6 protein-coding genes and 1 pseudogene are annotated in these 4853 nt (G+C 61.5%); all 7 read left to right on the top strand.

The window, feature by feature from the left end:
* Nucleotides 1-914 (top strand): efflux transporter outer membrane subunit (locus J0L98_RS21200; protein ID WP_296414213.1); only part of this gene is annotated, 914 nt, incomplete at its 5' end.
* 4 nt (nucleotides 915-918) lie between these two features.
* A complete protein-coding gene (locus tag J0L98_RS21195) occupies nucleotides 919-1554 on the top strand; it encodes a LysE family translocator (protein WP_296414212.1) in 636 nt (211 codons plus the stop codon).
* Nucleotides 1555-1587: 33 nt separating this feature from the next.
* Nucleotides 1588-1826, top strand: a pseudogene (locus tag J0L98_RS21190) (IS91 family transposase); the annotation flags it as partial.
* A gap of 365 nt (nucleotides 1827-2191) precedes the next feature.
* Nucleotides 2192-3046 (top strand): hypothetical protein, encoded by an 855-nt coding sequence (locus J0L98_RS21185; RefSeq protein ID WP_296414209.1) that lies wholly within the window; start codon nucleotides 2192-2194, stop codon nucleotides 3044-3046.
* 227 nt (nucleotides 3047-3273) lie between these two features.
* Nucleotides 3274-3501: an addiction module protein gene (locus tag J0L98_RS21180; protein WP_296414208.1), complete on the top strand. Its 228-nt coding sequence runs from the start codon at nucleotides 3274-3276 to the stop codon at nucleotides 3499-3501.
* Nucleotides 3502-3617: 116 nt separating this feature from the next.
* A complete protein-coding gene (locus tag J0L98_RS21175) occupies nucleotides 3618-4106 on the top strand; it encodes a hypothetical protein (RefSeq protein ID WP_296414207.1) in 489 nt (162 codons plus the stop codon).
* 89 nt (nucleotides 4107-4195) lie between these two features.
* Nucleotides 4196-4762 carry a DUF4240 domain-containing protein gene (locus J0L98_RS21170; protein ID WP_296414206.1) on the top strand — a complete coding sequence of 189 codons (567 nt, stop codon included), beginning with the start codon at nucleotides 4196-4198 and terminating at the stop codon, nucleotides 4760-4762.
* Nucleotides 4763-4853: the final 91 nt, after the last annotated feature.

The following is a 4853-nucleotide window of genomic DNA, read 5'->3' as shown; positions in this document are numbered from 1 at the left end:
CCACCCTGGCCCAGACCTATTTCCAGCTCCGCGCCGCCGAACGCCAGCAGGCGCTTCTCGATGCCGCCGTGGCCGCCTACGAGCGCTCCCTTGAACTCACCCGCAACCGCTACACCGCGGGCGTGGTCAGCAAGGCCGACGTGGTGCAGGGCGAGAGCCAGCTGCGCAGCGCCCGGGCAGCAGCCGTCGAGGCCCGCCTGTCACGCAGCCAGTACGAACACGCCATCGCCGTGCTGCTGGGGCAGGCCCCGGCGAGCTTCTCCCTGCCGGTGAGCGCCGGCCCGCTGCCCACCGCCCCGGTGGCCGTGACCCTGCCGTCCACCCTGCTGGAGCGCCGCCCCGACATCGCCGCCGCCGAGCGCCGGGTGGCCGCCGCCAACGCCGCCATCGGCGCGGCCGAAGCCGCCCGCTTCCCCGTGCTGGGCCTCTCCGCCTCGGCCGGCTTCCGTCGCTCCCAGATCGAGGATCTGCTCACCGTGCCGAGCCGCTTCTGGTCCCTGGGGCCGACCCTGGCCGCCTCCCTCTTCGACGCCGGCGCCCGCAAGGCGGCGGTCAGCCAGTCCCGGGCAGCCTGGGAGCAGGCCGTCGCCACCTACCGCCAGACCGTGCTGGTGGCCTTCCAGGAAGTGGAAGACAACCTGGCCGCCGCACGCCTGCTGGAAGAGGCCGCGGCCGAACAATCAGCGGCCGTGGCGGCGGCCGCAGAAGCCGAGGCCATCGCCCTCAACCAGTACCGGGCCGGCACCGTCGGCTACCTCAATGTGATCGTTCTGCAGGCGGCCCACCTGGCCGCCCAGCGCAGCGCCAACGACCTGGCCGCCCGACGCCTGGTGGCGGCGGTGCTGCTGGCAAAGAATGCGGGCGGGAGTTTTGCTCCGACGGATCCGTCGGCGGTCACATCCCGAAAGGATTGAAGCCATGTTTCCCGCCGATACGCTTCTCGCCTACCTGGCCGCCACGCTGCTGGTGGTCATCGCACCCGGCCCGGACAACCTTCTGGCCATCAGCCGCGGCCTGAGCCAGGGGCCGCTGGCCGGCGCGCTCTCGTCCCTCGGCGCAGGACTGGGCATCATGGCGCACACGCTGGCCGCCACCCTGGGACTGGCACTGGTGCTGCAAACCTCGCCGCTGGCTTTCCTCGCCGTCAAGGTGCTGGGCGCAGCCTACCTGCTGTGGCTCGGTTACAAGGCCATCGTTGCCCGCGATCTGGTGACTTTCGTGCCGGCGCAGCAACAGCCTCTCCGCCGGGTGTTCGTGACCGGGCTGCTGTCCAACCTGCTCAACCCCAAACCGGGTTTGTTCGTGGTGGCCTTCATCCCCCAATTCACCCACCCCGAGCGAGGCGCCGTGAGCGTGCAGATGCTGGGCTACGGGGCGATCTTCGCGGTGCTGACGGTCCTCATCTTTGCACTGCTGGCCGGCTTCGCCTCACGCCTCTCGGCCTGGCTGGTGCGGCGCCCGCGGGTCATTGACGGGGTCAATGTGGGGGCCGGCCTGGCCTTCATGGCCGCGGGTCTGTCCGTCCTGGCCCTGGGGCGCCGGCCGGGGGCTTGAAGCGGATGTCTGCTTCCCCGGCCACCCGGGCGGCTCCCCGCGGGCTTCAAGCGCATCCGGCACTATGGTCTGCTCGCTAGCGCCCATAAACGGGCAGGCCTTGCCGCCGCACGGGCCATGCCCGAACCCCAAGCCGCCGCGATTGAAGCCGCACACGCCTTCCTCGCCCGCGTTACAGGTCACGGAGCCGCTGTCCCCACTGCGCCAAAGGGCACTGGCGCACCGTGGCCGTATTGCCTCCGGCACCCCGCTGCCGCGATGGCCCTCCATGACACGTGCCGCCCACCCATCTCAATATGTCAGTGACGCGCCAACGGGCTCGTCGGAAGTCCCATGCGCCCGCATCCCGCACTGCCCCGAGAGCACCTCCGTTGCCACCTCACGCAGCTCGCACCGAGCGCGGCATGCTCACCCTCTGCCGCTTGCCAGTCGTGGTTTCGTCCTCCACGCCTGGACGCTCCTCGACCTGATCTACCCAAGGTGAATTTCCCGGGCGTAGAATCCCCAGTGTTACCTCTTTCCCCGCGGTTCAGTTCAACAAGGCTTATCCCTCGCGACATGCGCACTCACTTCGAACTCAGTTGCGTGCCGCGAGGGATAACCCTATTCGTTAGCCTTCATCTATCCGGGCCAAGACATGGCAAAAGTACTTGAAGCAGACAATTGGCTGTCTGCAAGGGAAGCGCGGGAGTTGATCTTCTACTTCATTCGGTGGGGAGAACACTGGGATGACTACCTGCGCACGTTGCCTGACGGCTTAGTCGAAGCTGAATTGCAGCAAAAGGGGTATGACTTCAGTGGTCAGGTTTCCGAACTTCAAAAAAATCCTCACCGCGCCATCACATGGTTCGAAAATCTCTTAGTTGGAGGAACTTGGGAGATAGAGGCTTCACCCGGCGCAACTGTTACTCACAGCCTCTTGGTAGATGGAGTTGAAGTTTCAAGAAACGAGGTAACTGAGCATGCCGTGCTGCGACAAGCGCACACATCTGACTTTCTCGCTGCGTGTAACGCGCGTGATGAAGCAATTCGAGATCGATCCTTTGATAGCTTCTACACTGCCATAACCAAAGGATTCTCTAGCATTGAAGCGTACTTTACGCTGCGGGTTCATGTATATAACGCAAAATGCACAGACCCCGACCGGAAACTGAGCGAGAAGCGAAAGAATGGGGGCTTCGTCTCTCTCGATGAGAAAATAAAAGAATGGCTCCCTACGATGACCGGCGTAACCCTCGATATCGGAAAGAGTCCTGCGTGGGAGGACTATAAGTTCCTCCGAAACCTGAGAAACGACGTAGCGATTCATCCCAAACCAGGCGCAGGATTTACCACGATAGATGAATTGGCTGATGGACTGAATCGTTTTAGATATGGCATTGGCGCTCTAATGTTCTTGCTTCATCAGGCATTTGGAGAGCCTATGCAGGCCTCGATCATCAGAGCAATGCGCTACCCTACTGTTCGGGTGGTCCAAAAAAATGAAGGTTAACTGGTCGGTCAAGTGTACGCCAACCCTGGCCACAGGAATCAGGGGACAGACCACGGGGAATCAGGGGACAGACCACGGTATCACTACTTCCGTGGCCAGGCTTACCATGCCTCCGCACGCCGGTTAACTCTGCGTTAGGTGGCGGGGAATGACCGGCCAGTTTGTTGGGCGGAGGTGAGTTGTGGCAGTCTAGCGACAGTACTTGTTGAACCCGCCCGGAGTCTCCCATGTTCCGTACCCTCGAGTCCCTGAGAGCCGAAGTCATGAGCCTCGCTCCTGCAGAGCGGGCCCGACTGCTTGACCAACTTATTGACAGCCTGGACCGGGACGCAGAGACCGAGGGCGCGTGGGACAAAGTAGCACTACAGCGCGAAGGTGAAATTGAAGGCGGCTCGGTCACGGGCGTTCCTCTTGAAGATGTAGTAGCCCGATTGGAAGCTCGTTTCTCAGGATGAGGGTCATTGTTCACCCGGGCGCCGAGCAGGATCTAATGGAATCGGCATTTTTCTATAGGCGCGAGGAATAAGCCCTATTCGTTGGGCGTCATCCGTCCGTTGTTTACGCGTTCATCATGTCTAAGCCATTCGTCAAGCTAAACCGCGCTGACTTCCTGCAAACGCCCATTTGGGAGTGGGTTTCCGACGACGGATCGGGTGTCAATTCTGAACTTGCTGACGAGTCACACGTGCAACCGACGGCTTTTGCTGAGATTCCCTTGGTTCCCTTTGGCCAGTTCATCGTTTCTTCAGTAGTCGACCTGAAGAGCGGTGCGTCCATGCCCGGGATTGCGGAAGTCACGGTAGCCAACGGTGACATTTCCGTCCATCCGAGCGTCGTTTTTCTTCTGGATAGGCATCTTCAGATTCCCGGCGTAGAGACCAATCGCCTGCTTGCCCGTTTTACGAAAACCGCCGAGAACTACCCTGTCACCTGGCGCCTTTGCGTCAACAATCACGGCGAGAGCAGTCCGCGTTCGGGGTCAATCCAAGGCGGCGACATGAAGGACTTGGTGGCTGCCGGCCTTGAGGCACTTCTTGCCCTGAAGGCACTTCGCAGGTGAGGCCCAAACCCTCCGACCTTCGGCCTCCGCCGGCCGGTTACGTTGAACCTCAGGCCGCAAACGCATCCCTTCACCTCATAGGAAGACCCATGGACAACGGTTCGTTCTGGAAACTCATCGACAAATCCCGCCAGGCAGCTGAAGGAGACCCTGAGCAGCAACTCAAAGAGCTTGAATCCCTCCTGGACGAATTGTCTGACGACGAAGTTGTCGATTTTCAGAACATATTCGCCTCCTACTTTTGGGCCTCATATACGTGGCCATTGTGGGGTGCGGCGTATGTGATCGGCGGCGGTTGCTCCGACGATGGGTTCGACTATTTCAGGGGCTGGCTAATCTCGCGCGGCGAGAAGGCATTCAGCGCTGCATTGGCTGACCCGGACACACTCGCGTCCCTCATCAAGGAGAGTGACGAAGAAGTCGACTGCCAAGTCGAAGGATGGCAGTCGGTCGGCGTTGACGCCTGGCGCCGAAAGACGGGACTTGAGTACTCGGCTTTCCCATCCAAGCCCTCAGGCATTCAGTCGGACGGGCCGGCGGGTGACGAATGGTCTGAAGAAGATCTAGACCGCCTGTACCCCAAGCTGTGCAAGCGCTTTGAATCGCCCCGGGTTTCGAGGAGGCCGTTTGGTTTTAGTCAGGCCAACACAGCCTGACCGGTTTGGCTGCGGTAATAGTTTGCCTCAGCTTCAGCCGGCGGCATGTAGCCAATAGGCGCGAGCAGCCGATGATGGTTGAACCAAGCCA

The sequence above is a fragment of the Zoogloea sp. genome (assembly GCF_017302315.1).
In the GTDB taxonomy this organism is placed as follows: domain Bacteria; phylum Pseudomonadota; class Gammaproteobacteria; order Burkholderiales; family Rhodocyclaceae; genus Zoogloea.
Note: the sequence above shows the minus strand (reverse complement) of the source record. Positions and strands in the feature narration are given on the sequence as shown.

Bases quoted from the DNA above. Each gene is read 5' to 3' on its own strand.
- J0L98_RS21195 (WP_296414212.1), top strand. From the start codon at position 919: ATGTTTCCCGCCGATACGCTTCTCGCCTACCTGGCCGCCACGCTGCTG.
- J0L98_RS21185 (WP_296414209.1), top strand. From the start codon at position 2,192: ATGGCAAAAGTACTTGAAGCAGACAATTGGCTGTCTGCAAGGGAAGCG.
- J0L98_RS21180 (WP_296414208.1), top strand. From the start codon at position 3,274: ATGTTCCGTACCCTCGAGTCCCTGAGAGCCGAAGTCATGAGCCTCGCT.
- J0L98_RS21175 (WP_296414207.1), top strand. From the start codon at position 3,618: ATGTCTAAGCCATTCGTCAAGCTAAACCGCGCTGACTTCCTGCAAACG.
- J0L98_RS21170 (WP_296414206.1), top strand. From the start codon at position 4,196: ATGGACAACGGTTCGTTCTGGAAACTCATCGACAAATCCCGCCAGGCA.